Genomic DNA, 26,080 nt, shown 5'->3' with positions numbered 1-26,080 from the left:
CGGCCACCGGATCATCGGTGGCCGCCGCCTCGCGCGGTCAGGCCAGGCGGTGGCGGCCGCCGCTCACGCGCACCGGCTCGAACGGGATCGACTCGCCGCGGTCGTCACGGCCGCGGCGCGACTGCATCACCCTGGCCGCCAGCACCGCCGAGGCCAGCAGCACGGCCGTCAGCGCCGTTCCGAGCACGTCGGAGTCGGGCTCGGTCGGCCGTACGACCCGGCCGCCGATGTGGTCGGACAGCTTCTCGGAGAACGGGCCTGGCCACAGCAGTTCCACCCGGGGATCGTCGGGGTCGACGGGCTCGGGCTCGGCCGTGACGACCTCGTCGGTGCTCTGCATGAGCTGGGGCCTGCTCATGGGCGGGGTTGCCGGCTCGACGGGCAGCGTCTTGGAGTCCTTGCGCCGCTTGGCGGGCGGGGCGCTCGGCGAGGGCGAGGGGCCGGAGGTGGCCTTCGGCGCGGCCGAGGGCCGGGGCGCCGGCTCGCCGACCGGGCTCAGCACGCCCTCGCCTTCACAGGCCAGGGCCGGCAGGCAGACGTCCTCCAGCGTGCTCGACACCAGGCCGCCGTCGCCGGCCGGTGGCCGCTCGTCACGCTGGCCGCCGGGGGAGCGGGTGGAGGCGGGCGCGGGCTTGTCGGTGGGCGCGACCTCGCCCACGGGGGCCAGGACGGTGCCCGCGGCCTTGTCCACGCCCTCGGTCACCGGGCTGAGCGCGTTGCCCGTGACGCCGTCGACCGCGTCGGTGACGCCGTCGACCAGGTCGCACACCCCGTTGGTCACGCCGGACAGCAGCCCGCCGCCGCGCTCGCAGTCGCGCGCCTGCGCCGCGGCGGACCCCGCACTCATCGGGAGCGCGGCCAGCGCCAGCGCGAGGAGGCCGGCCGAGACCGCGGTTCTGCGGCGTCCTACGCCCATCTACCCCTCCTGTGTTGTTCGCCCGATGGATAGCTTTGTGGAGTCGGAGCCGATTTCCACGCAAAGTTACGATTCGATATCGACTAGTGATACGCGAGGGTGACTCTCGTTCTGTCGGCCCCCGATGCGCTATGGAGACGATCAGCCTACTCACGTTGATCGTCTCGGCGCACGCCCGTATTACCGGGCCCGCGCGGCGCTCAGTCGACGGAGGAGACGTCGTCGAGCGCCTCGCGGATCTCGCGCGGCAGCACCACGTCCTCCGACAGCAGGATGCCGCTCAGCTGAGCGTGGGTGCGGGCGCCGACGATCGCCGAGGAGACTCCCGGCTGGTCGCGCACCCACGACAGGGCGACCGACAGCGGGGAGACGCCCAGCCCCTCCGCGGCCGTCGTGACCGACTCCACCACCCTGCGGCAGCGCTCGTCCAGGTAGGGGCGGACGAAGTCGGCGAAGTGCGGCGTGGCCGCTCGAGAGTCGGCCGGGACGCCGGTGCGGTACTTGCCCGTCAGCACGCCCCTGCCGAGCGGCGACCAGGCCAGCACTCCCGCGCCCACGTGGTCGGCCGCGGGCAGCACCTCGCGCTCGGGGTCGCGGGCCAGCAGCGAGTACTCCACCTGCGCCGCGGTGATCGGGATCCGGCCGGGGGTGGCGCGCTGCGTCACGGCGGCGGCGGCCAGCTGCCAGCCGGCGTAGTCGCACACGCCCGCGTAGACCGCCCTGCCGGAGGCGACGATCGCGTCGAGGGCCGCCAGCGTCTCGTCCAGCGGGACCTCGGGGTCGTAGGTGTGCAACTGCCACAGGTCGACGTAGTCGACGCCGAGCCGGGTGAGGGAGGCGTCGATGGCGGCGATGAGATGGCGCCGCGAGGCGTCGCGCGGACGCCGCGCGGCCGGGGTGAGCACGGCCTTGGTGGAGATGACCAGTTCCGAACGTGGCACCGCGTCCCTGAGCAGCCGCCCGAGCAGCCGCTCGGCGTCGCCGCCCGTGTAGACGTCGGCCGTGTCGATCAGGTTGCCGCCGACCTCGGCGAAGGTGCGCAGCTGAGCGGCCGCGTCCTCGGCGTCGGTGTCCCTGCCCCACGTCATCGTGCCGAGGCCGAGACGGGACACCGAAAGGCCGCTCCGACCGACATAGCGTTGTTCCATGAAGCTCTGGCGCTCCCATCTGTCGATCTCGGCCAGGAATTCGGCCAGGCTACCGTCAGCCCAGGCAAAGAAACGTGATCGACGCCTGCAAGACTTGTCTCATGGCGACCGTCCTCCTGGCCAGACACGGCCTCACCGCTCTGACCGGTCCCGTCCTCGCCGGCTGGACCCCTGACGTTCATCTCAGCGACGCCGGAGGCGCGCAGGCCAAGGCGCTGGCCGAGCGGCTGGCCGCGGTACGGCTGGACGCCATCGTCTCGAGCCCGCTCGATCGCTGCCAGGAGACCGCCCAGGCCGTGGCGGACGCGAGGGACCTGGAGATCCAGACCGACGACAGGTTCGGCGAGTGCGGCTACGGCGAATGGACGGGACGCCCGCTGAAGGAGCTGGCCAAGGAGCCCCTGTGGCAGGTCGTCCAGTCCCACCCGAGCGCGGCGGTCTTCCCCGGGGGAGAGGCGCTGGCCGACGTGCAGCACCGCGCGGTGGCCGCGGTGCGTGACTGGAACGAGCGGGTCGGGGAGAAAGGCGTCTACCTGGCCTGCACGCACGGTGACGTCATCAAGGCGATCGTGGCCGACGCTCTCGGGCTCCACCTCGATCAGTTTCAGCGCATAACTGCTGATCCGGCCTCCGTAACGATCATTCGTTATACCCCCTTGCGTCCCTTTGTTCTCAGGCTTAACGATGTGGGGGAATTGCGGCTTCCTGAGGGTTCGGAGGAGAAAGACGGGGGAGAAAACATCACCGGGAGCGATGCCGCCGTCGGCGGCGGACCAGGAACCACGTAAGGTCGGGCTATGCCGGTCTTCGACTACGACCCACCAGAGAGGTTCGTGGCGGGTGCCTTGGGGCAGCCGGGGGCACGGATCTTCTTCCTGCAGGCCAGGGCCGAGGGCAGACTGACCACGGTCGCCCTCGAGAAGCTGCAGGTCGCCGCCCTCGCCGGCAAGCTCGAGGAGCTGCTCGACGAGGTGCTCAGACGCAGTGGGGGCACCGCCCACGTGCCGGCCGTCGCGCCCGCCGATCTCGCCGACAACGCGCCGCTCGACCAGCCGATCACCGAGGACTTCAGGGTCGGCACGATGGCGCTGGCATGGGATCCCGACAGGGACCAGGTCGTGATCGAGGCCCAGGAGATCATCGACGAGGAAGACCTGGAAGCGCCGGAGCCCTGCATGTTGAGGGTCCACATCAGCGCGGGCGCCGCCAGGGCCTTCTCCCAGCGAGCGTTGAAGATCGTGGCGCAGGGCCGCCCGCCCTGCCCGCTGTGTGGTCAGCCACTCGACGCCGAAGGCCACATCTGCGTGCGCCTGAACGGCTACCGCGGAGGTGAGGTCGCTACGTGAGCGTGCCCGAGCGCGAGCTTGAAGATCTCCGCTACGACGAGGAGGCCGCCCTCAGCCTCCTCAGAGAAGGCAGGCTGGAGGTGGCGGGCCGGCTGGTCGAGGCGACCAACATGACGCTCTATTGCGGTATCACGCTCGGGGGACGCTCGGCGGCCTGCGTCTACAAGCCGGTGCGCGGCGAGCGCCCGCTGTGGGACTTTCCCGACGGCACCCTGGCCGCCCGCGAGGTGGCCGCATACGAGGTGTCCAGGGCGACGGGCTGGCAGATCGTGCCGCCCACGGTCTACCGCGAGGGGCCCTTCGGCCCCGGCATGTGCCAGCTGTGGATCGACACCGACCAGGAGACGGACCTGATGAGCCTGATCCGCAGCCGCCACCCCGCGCTGCGGAAGATGGCCGTCTTCGACGCGGTCGTCAACAACGCCGACCGCAAGGGCGGTCACCTGCTGCCCCTGCCGGACGGCGAGACCATCTACGGCGTCGACCACGGCGTCTGCTTCTCCGCCGAGGACAAGCTCCGCACCGTGCTGTGGCAGTGGCGCGGCAAGACGCTCCCGCGTGAGGTCGTCGGCGTGCTGGCCAAGCTGGAGCGCGACCTCGAGTCCGGCCCGCTGGGCCGCCGCCTGCGCGAGCTGCTCACCCTCGCCGAGGTGGAGGCCACGTGGACCAGGGTCAGGCGGCTGCTCGACACCGGCGTGCACCCCTACCCCTCGGAGGACTGGCCCGCGATTCCCTGGCCGCCCATATAGGTAGTCTGTCCGCGTGTGTACGGTCATCGTGCGGACGGGTGAGCCGCTGACTCTGCTGGGCGTGCGTGACGAGTTCGCCGATCGGCCGTGGGAGGGCCCAGGCGAGCACTGGCCCGAGTATCCAGGCGTCGTCGGCGGGCGCGACCTCAAGGCCGGAGGCACGTGGCTGGCGGCCCTGCCGTCCCGTGACCGCGTCGCCGCGCTGCTCAACGGGCGCGGGCTGCCCGCCGACGAGCGGACCAAGATCTCCAGAGGCGAGCTGCCGCTGCGCGCCGTCGTGGCAGGCGGCATGCCGGAGGTCGACCTGCCCCGCTACGACCCCTTCCACCTGGTGCTCGCCGGCCGGTCAGGCGCCCGCATGTGGTCGTGGGACGGCGAGCGCCTGACGGCCGCCGGCCTGCCTGTGGGCACCAGCGTCATCGTCAACAGCGGTCGGGACGACGACCCGAAGGCGGTCGAACTGCGCCCGCTGTTCGCCGCCGCCGCAGACTGGCACGACCTCGTCGAGGCGGCCACCGTACGGCACGAGCTTCCTGACGGCCGCGTCTACGCCTCGCTGTCGGCCACGCTGGTCACCGTGGGCGGCGGAGGGCTCGGCTACGAGTTCTCCGATCTCAGCAGGTGGAATGCGGTGCGGCTGCCTCGCGTTGATCGTGGTGTTTCCCGAGACGGATAAGGTCAAAGCATGCGATCGTGGTCTGCCCCTGATGTTCCCGGCCTGCCCGGCACCGCCGTACCTCTGAGGTTGTATGACACCGCGGCGCGCCAGGTGCGGCTGACCGAGCCGGGCGCCACCGCCAGGATGTACGTGTGCGGCATCACACCCTACGACGCCACGCACCTCGGCCACGCCAACACCTACCTCGCCTTCGACCTGGTGAGCCGGGTGTGGAGGGACGGCGGCCACGAGGTCCACTTCACGCAGAACGCCACCGACGTGGACGACCCGCTGCTGGAGCGGGCCGAGCAGACCGGGCAGGACTGGCGTGAGCTGGCCGAGCGGGAGATCGAGCTGTTCAGGACGGACATGCGGGCGCTGCGCATCCTGCCGCCACGCGAGTACGTCGGCGTGACCGAGGTCGTCGACCAGGTCGCCGACCTGATCGAGCAGCTGGCCGACAAGGGCCTCACCTACACCGTCGACGGAGACGTCTACTTCAGCGTCGCCGACGCCCCCAAGTTCGGCGAGGTGTCGGGCTACGGCCGCGAGGAGATGCTGACGCTGTTCGGCGAGCGCGGCGGCGACCCCGACCGTCAGGGCAAGCGCGACCCGCTCGACTGGCTGCTGTGGCGGGCCGAGCGGCCCGGCGAGCCCTCGTGGCCCTCCCGGTTCGGGCCCGGCCGTCCCGGCTGGCACGTGGAGTGTACGGCGATCGCCCTGGCCAACCTGGGCGCCGGCTTCGACGTCGCGGGCGGAGGGTCCGACCTGATCTTCCCCCACCACGAATGCGGCGCCTCCGAAGGCTACGCGGCCAGCGGCGAGTGGCCGTTCGCCAAGTTCTACACGCACGCGGGCATGGTGGCGCTCGACGGCGAGAAGATGTCGAAGTCGCGTGGCAACCTGGTGTTCGTCTCCAAGCTGAGGGTCGAGCACGACCCGATGGCCGTCAGGCTGGTGCTGCTGGCCCACCACTACCGCGCCGACTGGGAGTACACCGACGACCAGCTGACCGCGGCCGAGACCAGGCTGGAGCGGTGGCGGGCCGCCGTCGCGCTGCCGGCCGCGCCCCCGGCCGACCAGCTGCTGGCCACGGTGCGCGAGCGGATGGCCGACGACCTCGACGCGCCGGGCGCGCTGGCCGCCCTCGACGCGTGGGCCGCCACGGCCCTGGCCGAGGGCGGCACCGACACCGCCGCGCCCCGCCTGGTGCGCGACCTGGCCGACGCGCTGCTCGGCGTGGAGCTCTAAAGGGCCTCGCCCGCCGTCACGAGGGCGGCCGACATGTTGCGCTCCATCATGCGCAGCGCGGCCGCCCCCAGGTCCTCGTGGATGGCGGCCACGCAGTCGGTCGGCACCGTGATGGCGAAGTGCCTGACGTAGGCGTCGAGCGCGCTGTAGAGGACGCACTGCTCGGTCACCTGGCCCGTCAGCACCACCGACCCCACCCCGTGGCGCAGCAGGTAGTACTCCAGCGACGTGCCGTAGAACACGCTGTGCCGCACCTTGGGCAGGAACGCGCAGTCGCGTGGCGGCAGCACCGGTTCGACAAGGTCGGGCCGCCGCCCCTTGAGCGCCCGTTCCTCCAGGTCCCCCCGCCCGGCGGTGAAGTCGCCGTAGTTGTCGTTGACGTAGACGAGATCGATGTCGGAGCGGTCGTGCGCGGCGCTCACCAGCCGCGACAGCGGGCGCACGATCGCCTCCACGCCTTGTGCCAGCGGCTCGGCGTCCTCGTGCTCGTAGGGATTGAGCATGTCGATCACGATCACCGCGGTGCCCGCCATCTCAACCTCCTCGCTTCGGCCCCGCCCCTACGGGCGGGCCGCCGTCGGGCCGTTCGAAGGGGCCGAGCCGGGCGAACCACTCGACCGTACGGCGCAGCCCCTCCTCGGTCCCGACCTGAGGCCGCCAGCCCAGCACGGCGGCGGCCAGGCGGGTGTCGGGCCTGCGGACCCTCGGGTCGTCGACGGGCCGGTCGATGAACGCGATCGGCGACGACGAGCCCGCCAGGTCGCGGATCAGCTCGGCCAGCTCGACCATGGTCAGCTCGTCGGGGTTGCCGATGTTCACCGGGCCTGCGAAGTCGCTGCCGGCCATCCGCAGGATGCCCTCCACGGTGTCGTCGACGTAGCAGATGGAACGGGTCTGGCTGCCGTCGCCCGTCACCGTCATGGGCTCGCCCGCCAGCGCCTGCCTGACGAAGGTGGGGATCGCCCTGCCGTCGAAGGGGCGCATGCGGGGGCCGTAGGTGTTGAAGATCCGTACGATGCCCGTGTCGATGCCGTGCGAGTCGCGGTAGGCGGTGGTCAGTGACTCGGCGAAACGCTTGGCCTCGTCGTAGACGCTGCGCGGTCCCACGGGATTGACGTTGCCCCAGTAGGTCTCCCGTTGTGGGTGTTCGAGCGGGTCCCCGTAGACCTCGCTGGTGGAGGCCAGGACGAACCGTGCCGCCTTCTCCTTGGCCAGACCGAGCGCGTGCAGCGTGCCCAGGCTGCCGACCTTGAGCGTCTCGATCGGATGCCTCAGGTAGTCGGCGGGCGAGGCGGCCGAGGCGAAGTGCAGCACCAGGTCCACCCTGCCGGGCACGTGCACGAATCCCGTCAGGTCGCATTCGACGATGTGCAGCTGAGGCCTGTCCAGCAGGTGTTCCAGGTTGCGGGGGGAGCCGGTCAGGAAGCTGTCCATGCAGACGACCTCGCTCCCTCTCTCCAGCAGCTTCTCGCACAGGTAGGAGCCGAGGAACCCGGCCCCTCCCGTCACCACGGCTCTCATCACGACATCGCCTCGATCACTTCGTCGACTTCGATCTCCAGCAGGCCCGGGTCGGGGGAGGATCCGTGCGGATCGCCTGAACGGTTCTTCCACAGAACGGTGTGCGGCCCCCCGGGAGGAGGGCCCCACAGGGCGGGGGAGACGGGGCCGAACAGCAGGACCGAGGGAGTGCGGTAGGCGGTGGCCAGGTGCGCGACCCCCGTGTCGCCGCACACCACCATCCGGGCGTCGCGGACCAGCGCGGCCAGCTCCAGGACGTCCGTCCGCCCGGCCAGCACCCGGGCCCCCGTGCGGCCGGCCACCCGCTCGGCCAGCCCGCGCTCGGCCGCGCTTCCCGTGACGGCCACCTCGTGGCCGCCGGCCCGCAGCGTGGCGACGACCGCGGCGAAGCGGGCGGGAGGCCATCTCCTGGACGGGAAGGCCGCGCCGGGATGGACCACGACGGGGCCGCTCCTGTCGCCGCGCCCGAGGTACAGGTCGGCGGGGTCGGCCCGCACGCCGTACCACTCCAGCAGGTCGCACCAGCGGCACACCTCGTGCACGCCCTCGCGCCACGGTGGGCCGCCGTCTCCGTGGGTCAGCAGCCGCCCCGGGCGGGTCGCCCGCAGCGCCCACGTGCTCTGCGGCCCCCTGCCGTGCAGGTTGACGGCGATCTCCGGCGCCGCGTAGGGCACGGGTCCCGGCCCCTTCACCTCGATCACCTCGTCCACCGGCAGCAGCGGCTCCAGCGCCGAAGGACCGGCCAGCACGAGGCGACGCGCGGGGAAGGCCCGGCGCAGCCCGCGCAAAGCCGGTACCGCCGTCAGCAGGTCGCCCAGCCCCAGCCCGCGCAGCACCAGGACCTCTAGGGCCACGAGGTCTCCGTGGAGGGGCAGACCACGAGCTCGCGCACCTCGCACCCGGGCGGCTGCGACAGCGCGAACACCACGGTCCGCGCCACGTCCTCAGGCCGGTTGAGCTTGGCGTCGGGCCCCGGCTTGTACTGCTCGGGCCGGTCGTCGAAGAAGTGCGTCGACATCCCGCCGGGCACCAGCATCGTCACGCCCACCTGGCCCGCCAGCTCCGCGGCCAGCGCCCTGGTGAAGCCGACCACCCCGAACTTGGCCGCGCAGTAGGCCGTCGCGTCGCTGACCGCCCGCAGACCCAGCGTCGAGGCGCAGGTCACCACCCTGCCCGACGACCGCTTCAGGTACGGCAGCGCGGCCCGCACGACCGCCGCCGTCCCCAGGAGATTGACCTTGATCACGCGCTCCCAGTCGTCGGCGGGCACGTCCTCCAGCCGCCCGCACGCGTCGATCCCCGCCGCGGTGACCACCCCGTCGAGGCCCCCGGCCCGTACGGCCAGCTCCCGCACCGCCCGTTCGGCCTGCGCCCGTTCGGCCAGATCGGCGAGCGCCTGCTCGAATCCGTGCGCCGAGCGCACATCCACCACCAGCGGCCTGCCTCCCGCCTTCGCGACCGCCTCGGCGACCGCCAGGCCGAGGCCCGACGCCCCTCCGGTGATCAGGATGTTTCCCAGCATCGCTTCCCCCTCAGGTCTCCTGCACGGCGGCGATGAGCCCGGTCGTGGACCTGCCGGGCACGCTGGCCAGCACGACGGTCTCCGCGCCGATCCGCCGCAGCGATTCGGCCTCGGCAAGCTCGCGCCCTGCGTAGTCGCCGCCCTTGACCCACACGTGCGGCCGCAGCCGCTCGATGACCTGGGCTGGGGTGTCCTCCTCGAACACCATGACGGCGTCCACGCAGGCCAGTGCCCTCAGCACCTCCACGCGGTCGCGCTGTCCCACGACCGGCCTGCCCGGCCCCTTGAGCCGCTTGGCCGAGGCGTCGGAGTTGACGCAGACGATCAGCGCGTCCCCGAGCGCCCTCGCCCTGCGCAGGAGACTCACGTGCCCGGCGTGCAGCAGGTCGAAACACCCTCCGGTGGCGATCAGCCGTCCCCCGCTCGCCCTCACCAGCTCCGCGACCTCCATCGGCGTGCGCGGCCTGTCGCCCATCTCGTGGCTCTGCAACCTGATGGCCGCCGCGCCGCCGCCCTCGACGAACCTGGAGGCCTCGCCGACGCCGACGGCGACCGCGTCCTCCACCGGCAGCCCGTCGCGCAGCGCCAGGGCCGACGCTCCCGCGAACCTGTCACCCGCTCCGCACACGTCGTGGCCGGAGGCGAGCGTGGGAGGCGGAATCCTGCTGTGGTGGCCGCCCGCGTGGGCGAACGCCGCGCCGTGCGAGCCCAGCGTCACGGCGACGGCCTGCGCGTGCAGGGCCTTCGTCAGGTGGCGGGCCGCCAGGTCAGGGCTGGTGTACGGCGGCGGGCACAACCGCCTGGCCTCGAGCTCGCTCGGCGTGACCAGCGCGCATCCCCGCACCGGCATGGAGCCCCTGGGGTGCGGGTCCCACACGATCGGCGCCCTCACCTCGCCGAGCAGTTCGAGGACCGTGCCGGCGACGCCCCTGCCGTAGTCGGAGACGAGCACGGCGCCCGCCCTGCGCACCGCCGCGCGGACGGTGTCGGTCACGCAGGCCAGCGCCCGCCCGTCGCCGGTGTCGATCCGCACCAGCGTCTGCCCCCTGGCCCTGACCCTGGTCTTGCACACGGTCGTGCCGTGCAGCGGCATCCTGACGACCTCCAGATGGCCGTTCAGCAGCGAGCGCAGCGTACGGCCCTGCGGGTCGTCGGCGAGCGCCGTCACCAGCACCACGTCGGCCCCGTCGCGGGCGGTCAGCAGCGCCGCCAGCCCCGCGCCGCCGGGGCGCAGGTGTTCCCCCTCGACGTCGACGACCGGCACGGGGGCGTCGGGCGCGATGCGCTCGGCGGATCCCTCGACGTCGATGTCCAGCAGCGTGTCGCCGATGACGACCAGCGGTCCCTTCTTCACTCGCACGCCTCCTCGATCGAGTCGCAGAGCAGGTGGATCATCGCCAGGTGCACCTCCTGGACGGTCGCCGTGTCGGACGCGGGCACGGCGACGACCTCGTCGCTCAGCTCGGCCAGCGGGTTGGGCGCGATGCCCGTCATGGCCCACGTGACGAGCCCGCAGTCGTGCGCGGCACGCGCCGCGGCCAGCACGTTGCCGCTGCAGCCGCTGGTCGACAGGCAGATCAGCACATCGCCATGGCGGCCGTGGGCGCACACCTGACGGGCGTAGACGACGTCCGAGCCGAAGTCGTTGGCGATCGCCGTCATCGACGAGGTGTCGGCGTGCAGCGCGATCGCCGCGAACGGCCGCCGCTCGCCTTTGAAGCGGCCCACCAGCTCGGCCGTCAGGTGCTGCGCCTCGGCGGCCGAACCGCCGTTGCCGCACACCAGCAGCCTGCCGCCGCCGCCGAGGACCCCCGCGAGTTTGCGGCCCCACGCCTCGACCGTGGGCGCCTGGTCGGCGCTCATCGTCAGCGCGTCGCGCAGCCTGGTCAGGTGCCTGTGCATGTCATCCCCCTCACTCTGTCCCCCAGCACGCTCCGGTAGACCGTCTCCGTCTGCTCGGCCACGTGCGGCCAGCCGTACCGCTCCCTGGCCCTGCGGGCCCCCGCCGCGCCGAGCGCGGCCGCCCTGTCCGGGTGGTCGAGGATGTCGCACAGGGCGCGGGCCAGCGCCTGGGGGCGGCGCGGCGGCACCAGGACGCCGCAGCCCGCGACCGTGTCGAGGTGGCCACCGACCGCGGAGGCGATCACCGGCACCCCGCACGCCATCGCCTCGAGCGGCACCATGCCGAACGGCTCGTACCAGGGCACCGCGACCACCACGTCCGCCGAGCGCATCAGCGCGGGCACCTCGTCGCGGGGAACGCTGCCGATCACCTTCACCCTGCCGCCCAAACCGTAGGCGGCCGCCAGTTCCGACAGCCTGACCGCCTCCGGGTCGTCGGCCGAGCCGCCCGCGATCACCAGCTCGACCTCGGGCACCTCGCGCAACGCCCGCAGCACGGTGTCGACCCCCTTGCGCGGCACCAGCCTGCCGATGCTCAGCACCCGCTTGACCCCGCCCGTGGGGGTGCGCGGCCCGTCGGGGGTGAAGTGGTGCAGGTCGACCCCGCACGGCACGACCGACACCCGGTGATCGGGGACGCCCATGGCGCGCAGCTCGGTCACCTCGTCGGCGCAGGTCGCCAGGACCGCCGCCGCCCGCCGTCCGATCTGCGTCTCGACCGCGATCCTGCCGGGCGGGCTGGTGTCGGCCCTGCCCTGCCAGCGCCGCTTGACCGTGCCCAGCGCGTGGAAGGTCTGCACCACGGGACGGCCGCGCGCGGCCAGCAGGGCGGCCCTGCCGCTCATCCAGAAGTGAGCGTGCGCCACCTCGGGCGGACGCGCCGCCCACCTCCGCGACAGCGCCTTGGCGAAGTCCGGCATGTACGGCGGCAGCTCGTCCTTGGGCACCGGCGCGGCGGGCCCCGCCGTGACGTACTCGACCCGCACCCCATCCGCCATCGGCACGCTACGCGGCTGGTCGGGAGCGCTTCGCCTGGTGTGCACCGTGACCTCGTGACCGCGTTCCGCCAGCGCGAGGGCCAGAGCGGCGACGTGCACGTTCTGCCCGCCCGCGTCGACGCCGCCCACGCTCGCCAGCGGATCGGCGTGCTCGGAGATGAGATCGATCCTCACGTGACCAGCTCCCTCACTGCTTTGACGACCTGTTCCGCTGTCACTCCCGACAGGCATGGATGGCCTCTGACCGGGCACAGGCGTGCCCTCGTGTCCTTGCACGCCGCTTCCTGGTCGCCCAGCAGCACGGACGGCACGCCGTACGGGGCCCAGCGTTCGGCGGGCACGACAGGAGCGAAGAGGCTGACCACGGGCGTGCCGACGGCGGCGGCGAGATGCGCGGGCCCGGTGTTGCCCGCGACGAGGGCGCAGGCGTCGCCCAGCACCCCCGCCAGCTCGGCCAGGCTTGTCAGGCCGCCCAGGTCGACCCCGTGCCGCCCGGCCACCGCGGCCGTCAGCGCCCGCTCGCCGCCGCCGCCGGTGACCACCACCGTGAAGCCCTCGCAGGCCAGCGCCTCGACCGCCTCCCTGTGCCGCTCGGGCGGCCACGCGCGGGCGGGCGCGTTGGTGCCCGGATGGACGACGACGTAGCCTGGCGGGCCGACGACGCTCGGCGGCGGCGGCCTGACCGCCAGCGCGGCGTCGCCGCCGTCGAAGCCCGCGGCCCTGGCCACGGCGAGCATCCGCTCGGCCTCGGGAAGGTGGCTGCTCTCGTCAACCTGGACCCTGACGTCGAGCAGGGAGCCTGGGTAGTCGTCGCTGATCGCGGTGATCCGCCCCACGCCCCTCAGCCGCAGGAGCAGCGCCAGGGGGAGCGCGGACTGGTGGAAGGAAGTGAGGATGAGCGCCTCGTCGGCGTCGGGCAGCAGCGTCATGAGCCGGTCGACGTGTTCACGGGTGACGGGCGGCGGATCGGCGTCGATCCACGGGGTGCGCCACTCGATCACGCGGTCGACCCCCGGCAGGAGTTCGGCGGCCGCGCGGCCCAGCGGGCCGGCCAGCAGCACCACCCGCCGGCCGTGCGCGCTGACCGCCCGGATGGCGGGGCCGGCGAGCAGGACGTCGCCGGCGCTGTCCGGGCGTGCCACCAGGACGGTCCCCTTCACCGGCGGACCTTCAGCTCGCCGCGCAGGCGGTGCAGGCACGCAGCGGGCGGGATGAAGGCGCTGGTGACCGCCATCCTGGCCACCTCCGCAGGCGTTCTCGGGCCCGGGGCGATGCGCTCCCACGCGAACCTCGCGGTGAGCGCCGCCCATCCGGCCGCTGCGGCCATCGCCCCGCCTCTCCTCCCGGCGAGCGCGAGACCCACGGCACCGAGCCCCAGCACGGTCGTGGCCGCGTGACGGGGCAGCAGACCGCCCGCCCCGATCCGCGACCGCCAGCCGGGCCCGTGCACCCTGCGCATCAGGGCGTCGTCGGCGTTGCCCCGCTGGAACCGCACGCTGGCCCAGAAACCGTCGTCCCGCACCGGATGCCGGGTCACCCGCTCGCCCTTGACCAGCCGGAAACCGGCCGCCCGCACTCTCAGCGCGAGATCGGCGTCCTCCCTGTAGGCGCGGGGGAAGCGCTCGTCGAACCCGCCGACCTTCTCCAGCGCGGCCCTCCGGTAGGCCATGTCCGCGGTGATCCACTCGGCGCCGGCCAGGCCTGCGGTGTTGCGCTCGGCGTCGGTCGGCCGCCGTCCGGCCGGGAGCGGCACCTCGATCCTGGCCTGGCTGCCGCCGACGTCCTCCGGCAGGTCAGCGAGGTCCCTGGTGACCGCCTCCAGCCACCCCTCGCCCGGGACCACGTCATCGTCGAGGAACACCACCCACGGCGTCCGCGCCTGCCGCCACCCCCTGTTGCGCGCCGCGGCGGGTCCCCTCCTCCCGGTGTCCTCCACCACGATCACCGGCACCCCCTCGGGGATCGCCCCGGGCAGGGAGGCCCGCCCGATCGTGGGGATGACGACGGTGATCACGCGGCTCTCCGCACGACGAACGGCCCCAGCACGAGCACGTCCACGGGGGAGGAGCCGAAGCACTCCAGCGCGTCCCTCGGCGAGTCGACCATCGGCCTACCCGCCGTGTTCAGGCTGGTGTTGACCACCACGGGCAGCCCCGACAGCCCCTCGAACCGTTCGATCACCTCGGCCATGAGCGGGTCGTGCTCCCGCGACACCGTCTGGATGCGGGCCGTCCCGTCGACGTGCACCACGGCCGGGATCCGTTCCCGCCAGCCGGGTCGCACGTCGTGGACGAACAGCATGTACGGCGAGGGCACCGGCCCCCTGCCGAAGATCTCGTGTGCCCTCGACTCCAGCACCATCGGCGCGATCGGTCGGAACTGCTCGCGACCCTTGACCTCGTTCAGCCGCTCGGCGTTGCGGGCGTGGCCGGGATGGGCCAGCAGGGAGCGCCGGCCGAGCGCGCGCGGGCCGTACTCGCTGCGGCCCTGGAACCAGGCCACGATCCTGTCGTCGGCCAGCGCCCGCGCCACCTCGCCCGCCAGGTTCTCCGGCCGCGTGTACGGCACGCGCGCCACGTCCAGCCACGCGGCCAGCTCGCCCTCCGTCCATCCGCGGCCGAGGTCGGCACCCCGCATGGGCGCCGCGGGCTCGCCGAACTCCTGGGCCAGGTGGAGGGCGCCGCCCAGCGCGGTGCCCGAGTCGCCCGCGGCCGGCTGCACCCAGATCTCTTCGAACGGCCCCTCGGCCAGCAGCCTGGTGTTGGCCACGCAGTTGAGCGCCACCCCTCCCGCCATCGCCAGGCAGCGCGCCCCCGTCCTGTCATGCAGCCAGAAGGCCAGCTCCAGCAGGACCTCCTCCAATCGCGTCTGGACGCTGGCGGCCAGGTCGGCGTGGTCGGCGGTCCAGGTCTCGCCCCTGCCGAGCCGCTTGGCGAAGCCGCTCCAGTCGACGCGCTCGACGGTGAAGCCCCCGTCGCCCGTGGTCGTGACGAGCTCGCGCATCGCGTCGAGGTGCCGCGGCGTGCCGTAGGAGGCCAGCGCCATCACCTTGTACTCGTCGCTCGAGCGCATGAAGCCGAGGTGCTCGGTCACCTCCTCGTACATCAGGCCGAGCGAATGCGGCAGCTCCTGCGCGGCCAGCGTGGTCAGCTCGCCGCCGCGGTAGTGTCCCGCCAGGTGCGAGACGGCCTCCCCGCGACCGTCGCACACCAGGACCGCGCAGTCTTCGTACGGCGCGGCCAGCCCCGCCGAGGCGGCGTGCGCCACGTGGTGCGGCACGAACCGCACCTGGGCGGGGTCGAGGCCCGGCAGCGCCGTGGCCAGGAAGCTCGGCGCCCTCGTCGCGTACGTGGTGCGCAGGTCCTCCCACGGAGCCCCCGTCTCCCGCCGGACCAGTGAAGGGTCGTAGGAGTAGGCCACCGCGTCGAGATCCTCGGGCCGCAGCCCCGCCTCGGCGAGACACCACGCGGCGGCCTGCTCGGGCAGCTCCCACGCCGAGAACGGGACGGGGCGCTTGCCGTGCTTGCGGCGGCTGAACCGTTCCTCCTCCGCGGCCGCGACCACCTCGCCGTCGACCACGAGGGCGGCGGCAGGGTCGTGAAAGACCGCGTTGATCCCCAGGAACCTCATGGGAGAAGCGCTACCGAGAGAAGCGCTCGTTAAACACAAGGTAGGCGGGGTAGCCGCCACTCATGTTCACGCGTCGGCCCGCCGCGGCCGTGCTTTTCGACCGCGACGACACCTTGATAAAGGATGTCCCATATAACAACGATCCGGACCTGGTCGAGCCCATGCCGGGCGCGCTGGAGGCGCTGAGGACACTGCGCGCCGCCGGGATCCCTGTGGCGATCGTGACCAACCAGTCCGGCGTGGCCAGAGGGCTCATCACGCCCGACCAGCTCCACCAGGTCAACGAGCGCGTCGAGGAACTGCTCGGGCCGTTCGACGCGTGGGCGATCTGCGTCCACGACGAGGACGACGGCTGCCTCTGCCGTAAGCCGAACCCCGGCCTGGTGCTGAGAGCGGCGGGGACGCTCGGTGTGGAACCGGCGGACTGCGTGGTCATCGGGGACGTCGGCAGGGACATGGAGGCGGCCAGGGCGGCGGGAGCCCGCGCCATCCTGGTGCCCACGCCGAGGACCCGGCCCAGCGAGATCGTCGCCGCTCCCGAGGTCGCCCACGACCTGCGCGAAGCGGTGGACTGGGTGCGTCGATGAACATCCTGCTCTGGCACGTCCACGGATCGTGGACCACCTCGTTCGTCCAGGGCCGCCACTCCTACCTCGTCCCGCTCACGCCGGGACGCGACCCCGACGGGCGGGGGAGGGCGCAGAGCTTCGACTGGCCATCCTCGGTGCGCGAGGTGCCGTGGGACAGGCTCGCGGACGAGCGCGTGGACCTCGTCGTCTACCAGCGCCCCCACGAGATCGAGCTGGCCAGGGACTGGCTCGGCGGGACGGTCCCCGGCGTCTACGTCGAGCACAACACGCCCAGGGGCGACGTGCCCGCCACCCGCCACCCGCTCGCCGGGCAGTCGGCCGTCCCGCTGGTGCACGTCACCCACTTCAACGCGCTCTACTGGGACAACGGCCTCGCCCCGGTCCACGTGATCGAGCACGGCGTGGTCGACCCCGGCCACCTCTACACCGGTGAGCTGCCACGCGCAGGCGTGGTCGTCAACGAGCCGGTCCGAAGAACGCGCGTGGTGGGCACCGACCTGCTGGCCGCCTTCGACGTGCCGCTCGACGTCTTCGGCATGAAGACGTCGGACCTGCCGTACCCGGCCTTCGACCTTCCTCAGGCCCGGCTCCACGCCGCCCTGGCCCGGCGTCGCGCCTACCTGCACCCCTACCGGTGGACCTCGCTCGGCCTCTCGCTCATCGAGGCCATGATGATCGGCCTGCCCGTCGTGGCGCTCGCGGCGACCGAGGCGATCGAGGCCGTCCCGCCCGAGGCCGGCGTCCTGTCCACCAGGCTGTCCGTGCTGGTCGAGGCGCTGTCGGCGTTCGTCGCCGACCCTGCCATGGCGAGCCGGTACGGCAAGGCCGCCCGCACGGCCGCGCTGTCCAGGTATGGGATCGCCAGGTTCCTCGCCGACTGGGACCGTTTGCTCGGCTCATGTCCGGGTAACCGGAATGGGCACATCGCTCGCTGACACGTCTGGAATTCCATGTTCATCCTCGACCGCTCGCGCCGGGCCGCCTGCCTCGACGAGGACCCGGAGACCTTCTTCCCGATCTCGCTCCACGGCGCGGGACACACGCAACTGGAGCGGGCCAAGGCCATCTGCCACGGCTGCCCCGTCAGGCAGCCGTGCCTCGACTACGCGATCGCCACCCGCCAGGCCGACGGCGTCTGGGGCGGCACCGGCCCCGACGAGCGCCGGGCGCTGGTCCTCAGTCCTTGACCAGCCACACTCCGTCGCGCATGAGGTCGCGGTCCTTCAGCTCGTTGACCTCCCTCCACGCCTGCACCCTGTGCGGTGTCACGCGGAAGTAGAGGTAGGGGCTGCGCAGCCGCCGAGGGTCGAAGCCGGTCTTGACGGCGAAGGCGTCGCCGACCTCCTGCGAGATCTCCTCCGAGGCGAGCGTCTCCACGCTGCCCTCGATGAGGACGACGTCCCTGGTGAGCCCGAGGCCGAGCCTGACGGTGCGCGACGCCTCGAGATTGCGCGCGGTCGGGTTGCTCGCGGCCGTCGACAGCAGGAGGCAGGCGCCGTCCCACAGGAACGACAGCGGCATCAGGTACGGGCCGCCCTCCTGGTCGGCGCTCGCCACCCACAGGTCCACATCGTGGTCGAGCCTGTCCAGAGTGTCTTGCTTGCGCTGCTTCGGGGTGCGGGGTTCAGGGAGCATCTCGGGCATCTCCACAGATTGTCACATCGGCGTGGTCGGCGGGCCAGTGGTGTGACAGCCGGCCGAGCGGTGCAGGCCGCGCGCCGCAGGGTGTGCGGGGGCGCCGGAGACACGGCTCCGGCGCCCCCGCCTCACCCGTCCGCCTCAAGCGGGCTCGGACCCGCCCCGGCTCAGGCGAGGGCGATCAGGTCGGCGTACCCGGCGTTCCAGAGGTCCTCCACCCCGTCCGGCAGCAGCAGCACCCTGTCGGGCCGCAGCGCCTCCACCGCGTCCTCGTCGTGCGTGACCATCACCACCGCGCCCTTGTAGGCACCGACGGCGCCGAGCACCTCCGCCCGCGAGGCCGGATCGAGGTTGTTGGTCGGCTCGTCGAGCAGCAGCACGTTCGCTCCCGAGCTGACCAGGCCCGCCAGCGCCAGCCGCGTCTTCTCCCCGCCCGACAGCACCCCCGCCGGCTTGTCGACGTCGTCACCGCCGAACAGGAACGACCCCAGGACGTTGCGCGCCTCACCGTGCGTGAGATGCGGCGCCGCGTCGGCGAGGTTCTGCCCGACCGTGCGGCCGGGATCGAGCGTGTCGTGCTCCTGGGCGAAGTAGCCGAGCCGCAGCCCGTGCCCGTGCACCACCCTGCCCGAGTCGGGCGCCAGCCGTCCCGCCAGGATCTTCAGCAAGGTGGTCTTGCCCGCGCCGTTCAGCCCGAGCACCACCAGCCTGCTGCCACGGTCGACGGCCAGATCCACGCCCGACAGCACCGGCAGCGCGCCGTAGGACTTGGCCAGGCTGACGGCCCCCAGCGGGGTCCGCCCGCTCGGCGCGGGCTCGGGCAGCCTGATCCTGGCCACCTTCTCCGTACGGCGGGCGGGCTCCACCCCCGCCAGCATCCTGTCGGCCCTGCGGGCCATGTCCCTGGCGCGGACGGCCGTCGCCACGTTCGAGCGCATCCTGCCGGCCTGGGCGTGCAGCGCGGCGGCCTTGCGCTCGGCCGCCGCCCGCTGCCTGGCCCTGCGCCGCTCGGCCGCGGCGCTGTCGGCCAGATAGGTGTCCCATCCGGTGTTGTGCGCCTCGATCGAGGCCAGGTCGGCGTCCAGCCGCCACACCCTGTTGACCACCTCTGCCAGCAGCCCGGTGTCATGGCTGATCACCACCAGCCCGCCGGGGTAGCCCGAGAGGAACGACCGCAGCCAGGCGACGGAGTCGCCGTCGAGGTGGTTGGTCGGCTCGTCGAGCAGCAGCGTGCCGCGCTCGGCGAACAGCACCCTGGCCAGTTCCACCCGCCGCCGCTGCCCGCCGGACAGCGTGCCGATCGGCTGGGCCATCACCCTGTCGGGCAGGCCGAGCCCCGCGGCGACCCTGGCGGCCTCCGCCTCGGCCGCGTATCCGCCGCGGGCCTGGAACTCGGCCTCCGCCCGGACGTAACGAGCCATGGCCGCCTCGCCGCCCGCGCCCATGTCGCGCTCGGCGGCGCGCAGCGCGCGCACCGCCTCGTCCAGCCGGCGCGCCGACAGGACGCGGTCGGTGACGGTGAGCTCGGGATCGGCCGCGGCGGGATCCTGCGGGAGGTAGCCGACGGGTCCCGTGCGGGTGACCACGCCTGCCGCGGGGGCGGCCTGGCCCGCGAGGATGCGCATCAGCGTGGTCTTGCCCGCGCCGTTGCGGCCGACCAGGCCGACCCGGTCGCCAGGGCCGACGTGGGCGGTGATGCAGGACAGGAGGAGACGGGCGCCGACGCGCACGTCGACATCGCGAAAAGTAATCATGAGGTAACGCTCCGGATAAGCCAGTGGACACACGGGTGACGCGAAAGCGGGTGTCCTGGCTAAGAGATCCGGGCGGTAGGCATGCGGCCCAGGCTACGCGAGGCACCGGCCGGGCCGCATCGGGTTTTCCGCGCCCCCACATCCGCAAATTAACCATCTAAATCAAGTTGACCGGTTAACGACATTGCGCTAACGTCGTCGACATCAACCGCTGAAACGGCTTTAGCCGGTTAATGGAGACTTGTCATGACCATTCGCCACCACACCGTCCGGATCGACGGGCTCGACGTCTTCTACCGCGAGGCAGGCGACCCCGCCGCCCCCGCGCTCGTCCTGCTCCACGGTTTCCCGACCTCGTCGGTCGCCTACCGCGACCTGATCAAGGAACTCGCCGGTGACTTCCACCTCATCGCCCCCGACTACCCCGGCTTCGGACACAGCTCGGCCCCGTCCGCGGCGGAATGGGACTACACCTTCGACCACCTGGCCGACATCGTCGACCAGTTGCTCGACACGCTCGGGCTGACCACGTACGCGATCTACGTCCACGACTACGGCGCTCCGGTCGGCTTCCGGCTGGCCCTGCGCCACCCCGAGCGGATCACCGGCATCGTCACCCAGAACGGCAACGCCTACGAGGAGGGCCTGACCCCGTTCTGGGACCCGATCCGCGCCTACTGGGCCGACCCGTCCGCCGCCAACGCCGACGCCCTGCGCGGCCTGCTCACCCGCGAGGCGACCCACTGGCAGTACACCCACGGCGTGCCGGACGCCGCCCTCGTCGACCCCGACAACGAGGCCCTCGACCAGGCGCTGCTCGACCGACCCGGCAACCAGGAGATCCAGCTCGCCCTGTTCCTCGACTACGGCGGCAACCTCCCCAGGTACCCCGACTGGCAGGAGTACCTGCGCACCCACCAGCCGCCGCTGCTCGCCGTCTGGGGGAGGAACGACGAGATCTTCGGTCCTGACGGCGCCAGGGCCTACGCCAGGGACCTCAAGGACGCCCGCGTCCACCTTCTCGACGCCGGTCACTTCCCGCTCACCACGCGTCTGAAGCAGAGCGCCGCCCTCATCCGCGACTTCCTGCGCGGACTGTCCGACTGAGGACCGCCAGGCGCGCCGCGCTCCTTGGAACCGGAGCGCGGCCTGACGGGCCTGGCTCGTCCTTCCGAGGATCCGAACCTCGGCCGGACGAGCCCGCTCCACCCGAAGCTTGAACGGAGACATCGATGACCACCTCGACCGGCCGGCCCGTGACCCCGACTGCCCAGCCCGTCACCTCGCCCGCCCGCCCTTCGGCCAGAGCCGTCCTCGTCACCACGACGGCCACCCTGGCGGGGCTGCTCTTACTCGCCATCGTGACCTCGGCGACGCACCTGCCGATCTTCGCCCTCCCGTTCGCGGCGAGCGCGGCCATCGTCGCGGTCGCCCCCGCCGCGCCGTTCGCGCAGCCGCGCAGCATCCTGCTCGGCCACCTCAGCGCCACCGCGCTGGCACTGGTGATCACCACGCTGGCCGGCCCCTCGATCTGGGCCGCCGCGGTAGCGGCCGGCCTGGCCACCGCCCCCATGCTCGTCCTGCGCGCCCCGCACCCGCCCGCCACGGCCACCGCCGCCCTGATCGGTCTGACCGACCCCGGCCCGATCTTCCTTCTCAACCCCGTCCTGGCCGCGAGCGTCGTCGTGGTTCTGGGCGGCATCGTCCTCGGCCGGGCGCTGCCGGGCCACCGCTACCCGGCCTACTGGCGGTGATCCTCACCCGGCATGTTCCCGACGTTGCGCGACAGCCCGCCGACACTGTGCCACCGCGCCGCCTGACGCACGCGCCGGGGCCATCGTGGGAACACGGAACGAGCGGGCGCCCTGCGGCGGATATTCGGTTGTCCCGTCTGACACCGGTGGGCCACAGTCCTGGCATGCGTGATGTTCTCCTGCTGCCGGGCGCCGGCCGTACCAAGGCGGACTGGCGGCTGGTCCGGCCGATGCTGGAGGCGGCGGGGCTCAGGACCCTCGCGATCGACCTGCCGGAGCTGGGCACGTGGTCGTGGGAGGGGGCGCTCGACGCCGTCGCCGCCGCGATCGACGACCACGGCCTGGAGCGGCCGATCGTGGCGGGTCACTCGCTGGGCGGGCTGGTCGCCGCCCTGTGGGCCACCCTCCACCCCGAGTGCCCGCTGGCGGTGAACGTCGACGGCCACACCAACCCGACAGGACCGCTCGACGGCGTCGACCCCCGCGAAGGCGAGCGGATCATGCGCGCGTTCCTGACCGAGCACTCCGCGGACCCCGCGACGGCCCACCTGATCGCCCAGCTCGACGCACTCGACCTCCCCGCGACCTACCGGGCGGCGCGCTGCCCCCTGCTGGTCATCTCCTCGACCGCCTCGGGGTTCGAGGACCTGCTGCCGCCGGACGTGGCGAAGGTGTTCACCGCCTACGAGCGTGGTTTCGGCCTGGAGCTGGCCTCGATCGCCCGGACGACCCCCCTCGTGTCGATCGCCGACCTGCCGACCGGCCACCACGTTCATCTGGAGGCGCCGCACGAGGTGGCACGCCTGATTCTGGCTCACCTCTGAGGAGCGCGACCCTCAGGGCGGCGGTGCGGGGCGGCGTCGCACGCGAGGTCGCGTTCCAGCGTGCGCGCGTAGGACTCGACACTGGCGACGATGTCGATCGTGCCGGGGTCGAGCAGCCACTGGGTCTGCAGGCCGTCCAGCGTCGCGATGATCTCGGTCGCCTTCGTCACGGGGTCGACGTCCGGCCGGGTGACGCCGGCGGCCTGGGCGGAGCGGATGCTGTCGGCGACGATGGCCCGCATCGCGCGGTACCGCTCGACGAAGTGCCCGTGCCCAGGAGCGTCGGGTTCCAGGCTCTCGGCCACCAGCACGGTGAACAGCTTGGCCAGCCCCGCCCGTTCCCGGTTCCTGCGCGCGAACTCCGGCATGGCCCGCAGCCGTCCCTCGGGTGCCATGCCCAGCAGCTCCATCGCGAACGCCTCGCTGTCCTGGTCCCTGCGCTCGATCACCGCCAGCAGCAGGCCCGCCTTGCTGCCGAAGTGATGCAGCAGCCCCGGCTGGGTGATGCCGGCCGCCGCGGCGACGTCGGCCAGCGAGGTGCCCCGGAAGCCGCCCCGGGCGAACATCTCGCCGGCGACCGCGATGATCTCCTCCCGCCGCCGGAGCGCGCGTTCCTGTCTGCTGGGGGCTTGCCTGTCGCCGGTCACGATGCTAAATCTAACCCATTCACCTACCGAGTACTAGGTAAGTGAAATCGGCTCGACGAGTGGGGAGACGCGACGATGCCACCGAGACGACAGCACGTCCGGCCGTTACTGATCGCCGGGCTCGCCCTGGCGGCCGGGCTGTGCACCGGCCAGCAGGCCCAGGCCGAGCAGCGGGAGCCGGTGATCCTGGTCCACGGCTGGAACGGGACGCCCGCTGTGTTCGACCAGATGAAGGCGGCGCTGGAGCAGGCCGGCCACCCCGCGTACGCCATCGACCTGCCCGGCGAGGAGAACATCGCCAACGCCGAGGCCATCAGGAACCTGGTCGACCAGGTACGGCAGCAGCACAACGGCAGCAAGGTCAGCCTCGTCGGGCACAGCATGGGAGGGCTGTCCGCGCGCCACTACCTGAAGTTCCTCGGCGGCGCGGACAAGACGCTCAGCTACCTCTCGATGGGCACGGCGCAGCTCGGCTACTGGCCCGCCTGCCTTCTGCAGCCCGCGCAGGGTGGGCAGATGTGTCCCACCCGCGCCTTCATCAAGCAGCTCAACAGCGGCGACCCCACGCCGGACCCGGTCCGGTACACGACGCTGGCGAGCTCGCTCGACGAGACCCGCAACGACGTGATCGCGGGCACTTGGTGCAGGGCCGAGTTCCCCGGCGTGCCGCACGCCGACGAACCGAGGACGCAGGTGTTCATCGACGCCGTCCTCGGCGCCCTGGCCGGCCGGTGCCCCTCCTGACCGGGCCCCGCCCCTCCCCGGCCGCGAACCGGTGGACGTCATCAGCCTCTGGGAGTCCCGCGAGGGCCGGTCAGGAGGAGGCGGCTGATTCGGTGAAGCGGTCGCGGTCGTCGTCGCCCAGACGGTCGACGAACAGCACGCCGTCCAGATGGTCGGCCTCGTGCTGGAGCACCCTGGCCAGCATGCCGATCGCCCGCACCGTCACGGGCTTGCCGTACATGTCCCTGCCCCGCGCGGTCACCCCGAAGGAACGCTCCAGCGGCCACCACGCTCCGGGCGCCGACAGGCATGCCTCGTCGGCCACGATCGTCCGCTCCGACAGCTCGAGGCGCGGGTTGACCAGGTGCCCGGCCTTGCCGTCGTAGTCGAAGACGACCACCCGGGCGCTGACCCCGATCTGCGGTGCGGCCAGCCCCGCTCGCCCTTGGCCTTGGCGCATCGTGAGGGTCAGCGCCTTCACCAGCCCCCGCAGCTCCTTGTCGAACTCCGTCACCGGCTGCGCCACCTCGCGCAGCACGGGATCGTCGAAAGCGCGGATGCGCTGTACGGCCACGGCAACTCCCCGAGAACGTTGTCGTCGTCCAGGAGACGATTCCCTCGGCGGTGCGCGGCGAATCGTCAAATGTCTCCCACGAAGGGGGCCCACCCGTCCACGGTGACCGGCGGAGAGTCCCGGCCCGCACCTCGTCGGTCACCGAGCGGACCCAGTCCAGTTCGGCGGCCGTCATCGCGCGCACCTCCGGCTCGACGGCCGGGGAGTGCACGATCTGTTCCACGACTCTTTCGTCCTGCTCACCGGCAGGCAGGGGGAGGAGTGGGAGCGGCCGCCCGGAACGTGGAGGGCGTGCGCGCCCACCGCGTCCAGCACGACCTCTGACGCGAGCGCTACGACCTGGGAGAGGACGGCGCCGTGCTCGTCAGGCCCGACGGCTACGTGGCCCGGCGGGCGGAGGAGCCGCCCTCCGACCCGGCGGCCGCCCTCCGACACGCCGTTAACGCCGTGTTGCGGCCGTGAAACACATGCATTGCTTGTTACAGCGGTGAGTTACCCGTAACCGGCGCACGGTCACAGAACGTCAAGGTGCGTAACCGGCTCCTCCTACGGTCGAGATCCCCGAACCACAGGAGGAACGATGGCGCGTTGGATCACCGACTGGCACCCGGACGACCCCGCCTTCTGGGAACGCGACGGCAGGCGCGTGGCCAGGCGCAACCTGGCCTTCTCCATCCTGGCCGAGCACCTGGGCTTCACCGTCTGGACGCTGTGGAGCATCGTCGCGGCCAAGATGGGCGCCTACGACTTCACCACCGACCAGCTGTTCTGGCTGGTCGCCCTGCCCAACCTGATCGGCTCGGCGCTGCGCGTCCCCTACACGTTCGGCCCCGCCAGGTTCGGCGGGCGCACCTTCACCGTGGCCAGCGCGCTGCTCCTGCTGATCCCCGCGATCCTTCTCGGCGTCGCGGTGAGCGACCCGGGCACGCCGTACTGGCTGTTCCTGGTGATCGCGGCGACGGCGGGCTTCGGCGGCGGCAACTTCGCCTCCAGCATGGCCAACATCACCTACTTCTACCCCCAGCACAAGCAGGGGTCGGCGCTCGGCCTCAACGCCGCCGGCGGCAACATCGGCGTCAGCTCGGTACAGCTGGTCATGCCGCTGGTGATCGGCGCGTTCGGGCTGGCCGCGGCGGGCTGGTTCTGGGTGCCGTTCATCGTCGTCGCCGCGGCCTGCGCCTGGTTCTTCATGGACAACCTGTCCAGCGCCAAGGCCAGGCCGCGCGAGCAGTGGGCGGTCGCCGGCAAGGCGCACACCTGGGTCATGTCCTTCCTCTACATCGGCACGTTCGGCTCGTTCATCGGCTACTCCACGGCCTTTCCGCTGCTGGCCAAGAGCCTGTTCCCCGACTCGGCGTGGGCCGCGGTCGCCTTCGTGGGGCCGCTGGCCGGCTCGCTGATCAGGCCGGTGGGCGGCTGGCTGTCGGACCGGCTCGGCGGCGCGCCCGTCACCCTCTGGAACTTCGCCGCCATGGGCGCGGGCGTCGTCCTGGTCTGGCTGGCCAGCGCCTCCGGCAGCTTCTGGCTGTTCTTCCTCGCCTTCCAGACGCTGTTCGTCACGGCGGGCATCGGCAACGGCTCCACCTACCGGATGATCCCCGCCATCTTCCAGGCCAAGGCCGCCGAGGAACTCGGCACCGGTGAGCAGGCACTGCTGTACGGCAAGCGCCAGGCCTCCGCCGCGATCGGCATCATCTCGGCGATCGGCGCGTTCGGCGGATTCCTCATCAACCGCGGCTTCGGCATGTCCTTCGCCCAGACCGGCAGCCCCGCCGCGGCCTTCGTCGCCTTCGGCCTCTTCTACGCCGCCTGCTTCGCCCTCACCTGGTGGTGCTACATCCGCACGGTCGGCGTGACCAGGGTGCCCAGCCTCGCTCACGCGCGGGTGTGAGCACCCTCACTTCGGCGGTGAGCCGCTGTTAGCACGCTAGTAAC

At 72.3% G+C, this 26,080-nt stretch carries 30 protein-coding genes; 14 read left to right on the top strand and 16 right to left on the bottom strand.

The features are described from left to right. Positions 1–37 precede the first annotated feature (37 nt). On the bottom strand, positions 38–916 hold the full coding sequence (locus AC3EO4_RS24855) for a hypothetical protein (protein WP_431898086.1): 879 nt from the start codon (positions 914–916) through the stop codon (positions 38–40). A 200-nt stretch (positions 917–1,116) separates the two neighbouring features. Then, positions 1,117–2,064, bottom strand: a complete 948-nt coding sequence (locus tag AC3EO4_RS24850) for an aldo/keto reductase (protein WP_431898085.1) — start codon at positions 2,062–2,064, stop codon at positions 1,117–1,119. Positions 2,065–2,165: 101 nt separating this feature from the next. Here AC3EO4_RS24850 and AC3EO4_RS24845 point away from each other — a divergent pair, with 101 nt between their 5' ends. Genes AC3EO4_RS24845 through mshC form a run of 5 tightly spaced genes read left to right on the top strand, consistent with a single transcriptional unit; the run spans position 2,166 to position 6,068 of the window. Beyond that, the gene (locus AC3EO4_RS24845) at positions 2,166–2,852 is read left to right on the top strand and encodes a histidine phosphatase family protein (protein ID WP_379568912.1); all 687 of its coding nucleotides are present in this window, start codon (positions 2,166–2,168) and stop codon (positions 2,850–2,852) included. A gap of 9 nt (positions 2,853–2,861) precedes the next feature. Continuing rightward, a complete protein-coding gene (locus tag AC3EO4_RS24840; protein WP_379568910.1) occupies positions 2,862–3,410 on the top strand; it encodes a DUF3090 domain-containing protein in 549 nt (182 codons plus the stop codon). Next, positions 3,407–4,159, top strand: coding sequence for an SCO1664 family protein (locus AC3EO4_RS24835; protein WP_379568908.1), 753 nt, complete (start codon positions 3,407–3,409; stop codon positions 4,157–4,159). The genes AC3EO4_RS24840 and AC3EO4_RS24835 overlap by 4 nt, the downstream gene beginning before the upstream one ends. A 13-nt stretch (positions 4,160–4,172) precedes the next feature. Further along, positions 4,173–4,835: an NRDE family protein gene (locus AC3EO4_RS24830; protein WP_431898082.1), complete on the top strand. Its 663-nt coding sequence runs from the start codon at positions 4,173–4,175 to the stop codon at positions 4,833–4,835. Between the two features lie 9 nt (positions 4,836–4,844). Then, complete coding sequence (gene mshC, locus AC3EO4_RS24825; protein WP_431898081.1) at positions 4,845–6,068, top strand: cysteine--1-D-myo-inosityl 2-amino-2-deoxy-alpha-D-glucopyranoside ligase; 1,224 nt, start codon at positions 4,845–4,847, stop codon at positions 6,066–6,068. Here mshC and AC3EO4_RS24820 read toward each other — a convergent pair. From AC3EO4_RS24820 to AC3EO4_RS24775, 10 genes are read right to left on the bottom strand one after another with little or no spacing between them, the layout of a single operon-like run. Next, positions 6,065–6,601, bottom strand: coding sequence for a cysteine hydrolase family protein (locus AC3EO4_RS24820; RefSeq protein WP_379568902.1), 537 nt, complete (start codon positions 6,599–6,601; stop codon positions 6,065–6,067). The genes mshC and AC3EO4_RS24820 overlap by 4 nt on opposite strands. Before the next feature lies 1 nt (position 6,602). Further along, complete coding sequence (locus AC3EO4_RS24815) at positions 6,603–7,589, bottom strand: UDP-glucuronic acid decarboxylase family protein (protein WP_379568900.1); 987 nt, start codon at positions 7,587–7,589, stop codon at positions 6,603–6,605. Beyond that, positions 7,589–8,443, bottom strand: coding sequence for a glycosyltransferase family 9 protein (locus tag AC3EO4_RS24810; protein ID WP_431898078.1), 855 nt, complete (start codon positions 8,441–8,443; stop codon positions 7,589–7,591). Before AC3EO4_RS24810 ends, AC3EO4_RS24815 begins: the two co-directional genes overlap by 1 nt. Then, positions 8,434–9,111, bottom strand: a complete 678-nt coding sequence (locus tag AC3EO4_RS24805; protein ID WP_379568897.1) for an SDR family oxidoreductase — start codon at positions 9,109–9,111, stop codon at positions 8,434–8,436. The genes AC3EO4_RS24810 and AC3EO4_RS24805 overlap by 10 nt, the downstream gene beginning before the upstream one ends. A 10-nt stretch (positions 9,112–9,121) precedes the next feature. After that, a complete protein-coding gene (locus AC3EO4_RS24800; RefSeq protein WP_431898076.1) occupies positions 9,122–10,465 on the bottom strand; it encodes a PfkB family carbohydrate kinase in 1,344 nt (447 codons plus the stop codon). Continuing rightward, positions 10,462–11,013 carry a D-sedoheptulose-7-phosphate isomerase gene (locus tag AC3EO4_RS24795; RefSeq protein ID WP_379568893.1) on the bottom strand — a complete coding sequence of 184 codons (552 nt, stop codon included), beginning with the start codon at positions 11,011–11,013 and terminating at the stop codon, positions 10,462–10,464. Before AC3EO4_RS24795 ends, AC3EO4_RS24800 begins: the two co-directional genes overlap by 4 nt. Continuing rightward, positions 10,998–12,185, bottom strand: a complete 1,188-nt coding sequence (locus AC3EO4_RS24790; protein WP_379568891.1) for a glycosyltransferase — start codon at positions 12,183–12,185, stop codon at positions 10,998–11,000. The genes AC3EO4_RS24795 and AC3EO4_RS24790 overlap by 16 nt, the downstream gene beginning before the upstream one ends. Continuing rightward, a complete protein-coding gene (locus AC3EO4_RS24785) occupies positions 12,182–13,171 on the bottom strand; it encodes a glycosyltransferase family 9 protein (RefSeq protein WP_379568889.1) in 990 nt (329 codons plus the stop codon). The genes AC3EO4_RS24790 and AC3EO4_RS24785 overlap by 4 nt, the downstream gene beginning before the upstream one ends. Then, positions 13,168–14,025, bottom strand: a complete 858-nt coding sequence (locus AC3EO4_RS24780) for a glycosyltransferase family 2 protein (RefSeq protein WP_431898074.1) — start codon at positions 14,023–14,025, stop codon at positions 13,168–13,170. Before AC3EO4_RS24780 ends, AC3EO4_RS24785 begins: the two co-directional genes overlap by 4 nt. Next, positions 14,022–15,641: a carbamoyltransferase family protein gene (locus tag AC3EO4_RS24775; RefSeq protein WP_431898072.1), complete on the bottom strand. Its 1,620-nt coding sequence runs from the start codon at positions 15,639–15,641 to the stop codon at positions 14,022–14,024. The genes AC3EO4_RS24780 and AC3EO4_RS24775 overlap by 4 nt, the downstream gene beginning before the upstream one ends. A gap of 62 nt (positions 15,642–15,703) precedes the next feature. On the opposite strand from AC3EO4_RS24775, the gene AC3EO4_RS24770 reads away from it, so the two are divergent. The 3 genes from AC3EO4_RS24770 to AC3EO4_RS24760 are packed head-to-tail and all read left to right on the top strand — an operon-like array spanning position 15,704 to position 17,418. Then, entirely contained in the window at positions 15,704–16,228 is a 525-nt protein-coding gene (locus tag AC3EO4_RS24770) for a D-glycero-alpha-D-manno-heptose-1,7-bisphosphate 7-phosphatase (protein ID WP_379568883.1), read from the top strand. Next, positions 16,225–17,166, top strand: coding sequence for a glycosyltransferase (locus tag AC3EO4_RS24765; protein ID WP_431898069.1), 942 nt, complete (start codon positions 16,225–16,227; stop codon positions 17,164–17,166). Before AC3EO4_RS24770 ends, AC3EO4_RS24765 begins: the two co-directional genes overlap by 4 nt. Positions 17,167–17,181: 15 nt before the next feature. Next, a complete protein-coding gene (locus tag AC3EO4_RS24760; protein WP_379568879.1) occupies positions 17,182–17,418 on the top strand; it encodes a WhiB family transcriptional regulator in 237 nt (78 codons plus the stop codon). Here AC3EO4_RS24760 and AC3EO4_RS24755 read toward each other — a convergent pair. Further along, positions 17,408–17,875, bottom strand: coding sequence for a pyridoxamine 5'-phosphate oxidase family protein (locus AC3EO4_RS24755; protein ID WP_379568877.1), 468 nt, complete (start codon positions 17,873–17,875; stop codon positions 17,408–17,410). The two genes, AC3EO4_RS24760 and AC3EO4_RS24755, sit on opposite strands and share 11 nt — an antisense overlap. A gap of 161 nt (positions 17,876–18,036) precedes the next feature. Then, positions 18,037–19,623 (bottom strand): ABC-F family ATP-binding cassette domain-containing protein, encoded by a 1,587-nt coding sequence (locus AC3EO4_RS24750; RefSeq protein ID WP_431898067.1) that lies wholly within the window; start codon positions 19,621–19,623, stop codon positions 18,037–18,039. A 246-nt stretch (positions 19,624–19,869) separates the two neighbouring features. On the opposite strand from AC3EO4_RS24750, the gene AC3EO4_RS24745 reads away from it, so the two are divergent. The 3 genes from AC3EO4_RS24745 to AC3EO4_RS24735 all read left to right on the top strand — a co-directional run bounded on the left by AC3EO4_RS24745 (position 19,870) and on the right by AC3EO4_RS24735 (position 22,201). Next, positions 19,870–20,730: an alpha/beta fold hydrolase gene (locus AC3EO4_RS24745; protein ID WP_379568873.1), complete on the top strand. Its 861-nt coding sequence runs from the start codon at positions 19,870–19,872 to the stop codon at positions 20,728–20,730. Between the two features lie 125 nt (positions 20,731–20,855). Further along, positions 20,856–21,377 (top strand): HPP family protein, encoded by a 522-nt coding sequence (locus AC3EO4_RS24740; protein WP_431898065.1) that lies wholly within the window; start codon positions 20,856–20,858, stop codon positions 21,375–21,377. 164 nt (positions 21,378–21,541) lie between these two features. Beyond that, complete coding sequence (locus AC3EO4_RS24735; protein WP_431898063.1) at positions 21,542–22,201, top strand: alpha/beta fold hydrolase; 660 nt, start codon at positions 21,542–21,544, stop codon at positions 22,199–22,201. On the opposite strand, the gene AC3EO4_RS24730 is transcribed toward AC3EO4_RS24735, so the two are convergent. Further along, positions 22,192–22,848: a TetR/AcrR family transcriptional regulator gene (locus tag AC3EO4_RS24730; protein WP_379568867.1), complete on the bottom strand. Its 657-nt coding sequence runs from the start codon at positions 22,846–22,848 to the stop codon at positions 22,192–22,194. The genes AC3EO4_RS24735 and AC3EO4_RS24730 overlap by 10 nt on opposite strands. A gap of 75 nt (positions 22,849–22,923) precedes the next feature. On the opposite strand from AC3EO4_RS24730, the gene AC3EO4_RS24725 reads away from it, so the two are divergent. Then, entirely contained in the window at positions 22,924–23,592 is a 669-nt protein-coding gene (locus tag AC3EO4_RS24725; RefSeq protein WP_431898061.1) for an esterase/lipase family protein, read from the top strand. Positions 23,593–23,662: 70 nt separating this feature from the next. On the opposite strand, the gene def is transcribed toward AC3EO4_RS24725, so the two are convergent. After that, positions 23,663–24,145 (bottom strand): peptide deformylase, encoded by a 483-nt coding sequence (def, locus tag AC3EO4_RS24720; RefSeq protein WP_379568863.1) that lies wholly within the window; start codon positions 24,143–24,145, stop codon positions 23,663–23,665. 339 nt (positions 24,146–24,484) lie between these two features. Here def and AC3EO4_RS24715 point away from each other — a divergent pair, with 339 nt between their 5' ends. Then, complete coding sequence (locus AC3EO4_RS24715; protein ID WP_379569193.1) at positions 24,485–24,607, top strand: aromatic-ring hydroxylase C-terminal domain-containing protein; 123 nt, start codon at positions 24,485–24,487, stop codon at positions 24,605–24,607. Between the two features lie 118 nt (positions 24,608–24,725). After that, positions 24,726–26,036, top strand: a complete 1,311-nt coding sequence (locus tag AC3EO4_RS24710; RefSeq protein ID WP_431898059.1) for an MFS transporter — start codon at positions 24,726–24,728, stop codon at positions 26,034–26,036. The last annotated feature ends 44 nt before the right edge of the window (positions 26,037–26,080 follow it).

Source organism: Nonomuraea sp. bgisy101 (assembly GCF_057708945.1).
This window is presented reverse-complemented; position numbering and strand designations above follow the sequence as displayed.

What these genes read in the sequence shown, in the direction of transcription:
- AC3EO4_RS24855 (WP_431898086.1), bottom strand. Translation starts at nt 916, where the DNA reads ATGGGCGTAGGACGCCGCAGAACCGCGGTCTCGGCCGGCCTCCTCGCG.
- AC3EO4_RS24850 (WP_431898085.1), bottom strand. Translation starts at nt 2,064, where the DNA reads ATGGAACAACGCTATGTCGGTCGGAGCGGCCTTTCGGTGTCCCGTCTC.
- AC3EO4_RS24845 (WP_379568912.1), top strand. Translation starts at nt 2,166, where the DNA reads ATGGCGACCGTCCTCCTGGCCAGACACGGCCTCACCGCTCTGACCGGT.
- AC3EO4_RS24840 (WP_379568910.1), top strand. Translation starts at nt 2,862, where the DNA reads ATGCCGGTCTTCGACTACGACCCACCAGAGAGGTTCGTGGCGGGTGCC.
- mshC (WP_431898081.1), top strand. Translation starts at nt 4,845, where the DNA reads ATGCGATCGTGGTCTGCCCCTGATGTTCCCGGCCTGCCCGGCACCGCC.
- AC3EO4_RS24820 (WP_379568902.1), bottom strand. Translation starts at nt 6,601, where the DNA reads ATGGCGGGCACCGCGGTGATCGTGATCGACATGCTCAATCCCTACGAG.
- AC3EO4_RS24815 (WP_379568900.1), bottom strand. Translation starts at nt 7,589, where the DNA reads ATGAGAGCCGTGGTGACGGGAGGGGCCGGGTTCCTCGGCTCCTACCTG.
- AC3EO4_RS24805 (WP_379568897.1), bottom strand. Translation starts at nt 9,111, where the DNA reads ATGCTGGGAAACATCCTGATCACCGGAGGGGCGTCGGGCCTCGGCCTG.
- AC3EO4_RS24795 (WP_379568893.1), bottom strand. Translation starts at nt 11,013, where the DNA reads ATGCACAGGCACCTGACCAGGCTGCGCGACGCGCTGACGATGAGCGCC.
- AC3EO4_RS24775 (WP_431898072.1), bottom strand. Translation starts at nt 15,641, where the DNA reads ATGAGGTTCCTGGGGATCAACGCGGTCTTTCACGACCCTGCCGCCGCC.
- AC3EO4_RS24770 (WP_379568883.1), top strand. Translation starts at nt 15,704, where the DNA reads ATGTTCACGCGTCGGCCCGCCGCGGCCGTGCTTTTCGACCGCGACGAC.
- AC3EO4_RS24765 (WP_431898069.1), top strand. Translation starts at nt 16,225, where the DNA reads ATGAACATCCTGCTCTGGCACGTCCACGGATCGTGGACCACCTCGTTC.
- AC3EO4_RS24760 (WP_379568879.1), top strand. Translation starts at nt 17,182, where the DNA reads ATGTTCATCCTCGACCGCTCGCGCCGGGCCGCCTGCCTCGACGAGGAC.
- AC3EO4_RS24755 (WP_379568877.1), bottom strand. Translation starts at nt 17,875, where the DNA reads ATGCCCGAGATGCTCCCTGAACCCCGCACCCCGAAGCAGCGCAAGCAA.
- AC3EO4_RS24750 (WP_431898067.1), bottom strand. Translation starts at nt 19,623, where the DNA reads ATGATTACTTTTCGCGATGTCGACGTGCGCGTCGGCGCCCGTCTCCTC.
- AC3EO4_RS24745 (WP_379568873.1), top strand. Translation starts at nt 19,870, where the DNA reads ATGACCATTCGCCACCACACCGTCCGGATCGACGGGCTCGACGTCTTC.
- AC3EO4_RS24740 (WP_431898065.1), top strand. Translation starts at nt 20,856, where the DNA reads ATGACCACCTCGACCGGCCGGCCCGTGACCCCGACTGCCCAGCCCGTC.
- AC3EO4_RS24735 (WP_431898063.1), top strand. Translation starts at nt 21,542, where the DNA reads ATGCGTGATGTTCTCCTGCTGCCGGGCGCCGGCCGTACCAAGGCGGAC.
- AC3EO4_RS24725 (WP_431898061.1), top strand. Translation starts at nt 22,924, where the DNA reads ATGCCACCGAGACGACAGCACGTCCGGCCGTTACTGATCGCCGGGCTC.
- AC3EO4_RS24710 (WP_431898059.1), top strand. Translation starts at nt 24,726, where the DNA reads ATGGCGCGTTGGATCACCGACTGGCACCCGGACGACCCCGCCTTCTGG.